Source organism: Polaromonas sp. P1_E3 (assembly GCF_056405935.1).
In genome coordinates this window covers 1-1,396 of sequence record NZ_JBFUBD010000572.1, presented here as the reverse complement: position 1 = coordinate 1,396, position 1,396 = coordinate 1, and the positions used below count along the sequence as shown (strand labels likewise).

The window sequence follows — 1,396 nt, the reverse complement described above, 5'->3', positions numbered from 1 at the left end:
GTTGGTGAGGTACCAGACGACACGGCCGTCGGGATGAACGGTTTTCTCGCTCTTTTCGAGGATGGGTTTTCCTGTGCGGATGATCTCCTCTTCGTCGTGGCTGAATTCGCTGGCCCTGTCTTGGCCGTAAATGTCTGCATCGGTTTTGCCGATCACGTATTTTTCAAATGCCTCCACACTGGCCAGGTGGGGTGKAAGTGCCAGGTCCGGATGTGCTGCGCGGTAGCGGCTGATCGATAGCCGCAGGAGGTTCTGCACCTCCGAACGGCTGACCTTGACCAGGCGTGATTGCAGGTCTTTGAAAAAGATGGAGTCTGGCGAGCTCTCCATGAGCGTCGTCAGCAGGTCATGGTGATACGCCAGCGCCGCTTCGGTCTGCTTCAGGGCGGTAATGTCCTTGGAGATGCCGAAGGTGCCAACGATGACTCCGGCCTTGTTGCGCAGTGGCATTTTGGTGCTCAGCTTCCAGGATGCATCGCGCCCATCCTTCCAGGTTTCTTTCTCCACTTTTCCAATGATCGGCCGGCCTGTGCGCAGGATTTGCTGTTCATCCTCGTAGGCGGGGCGTGCATGCTCTTCGGAAAAATAATCGTGGTCCGTCTTTCCCACCAGTTCCTCCGGTGACGAGACCCCAAATTGCAGCGCCTGTGCCTTGCTGCATTTGAGAAAACGGGACTGCGCATCCTTGAAATAAATGTGGTCGGGAGCGTTATCGAGAAGTGAGCGCAACAAATCCTGCTCGTTGATCTGGGAGGCATCTACAGGGTTCGCCGTAGCGTCCGGCTCGGAGCTCACGCGTTGATGCAGTTCCCTGAAATTCTGCAAATGCCACTTCTCTGTCAGGGAGCAGGCCAACTGGATGATTTCTACGGGGTCAAGCGGCGTCCTGGTCACCAGCCACCTGCTGTTCATTGCCACCATGGTTGCGAATAGCGCATCAGAGAAATCGCGTTGATCCACGCAAAACACGATCTGGACTGCCGGATCAAGGGCCCATATTTGAAGGGCTAATTCGAGCGTTTTCCCTCCCGCCATGCGGGAAACCCCAATGAAGGCCAATGCGTAGGGTCGCGACGCCAGAAGCGACTGCTGCACCAGGGCAAGTCCTTCGTGTCCGTCGCGGGCATCGTCCAGTTCGAACTTCCCGCGCGCAGCCGTATCCACGGCAAGGGCGTTTTGAACGGCATCCGCAAGGCCGTGGCTGCTGTCCACAACAAGGATTCGGTCCTTGTTATGGGTAGATCCTGTTTCCATAGTGGGCGCCTCGGGTAAACGGCAAGATACGGGGCAACGGCATTCAGCCAGTGTTTATGCCCGTCGCAGGGCCAACATTACGCGGAATGTCGTGCCTTGACCAGCGGCACTTTCCCCCTCCAGTCGTCCATGTGTTTTCACG

The 1,396-nt window shown here is 56.9% G+C and carries 1 protein-coding gene; it reads right to left on the bottom strand.

The window, feature by feature from the left end; all coding sequences use genetic code 11:
- On the bottom strand, window positions 1-1,254 hold a 1,254-nt coding region (locus tag AC1D0Z_RS21785; RefSeq protein ID WP_477660236.1), incomplete at its 3' end, for a PAS domain-containing protein.
- Window positions 1,255-1,396 lie beyond the last annotated feature (142 nt).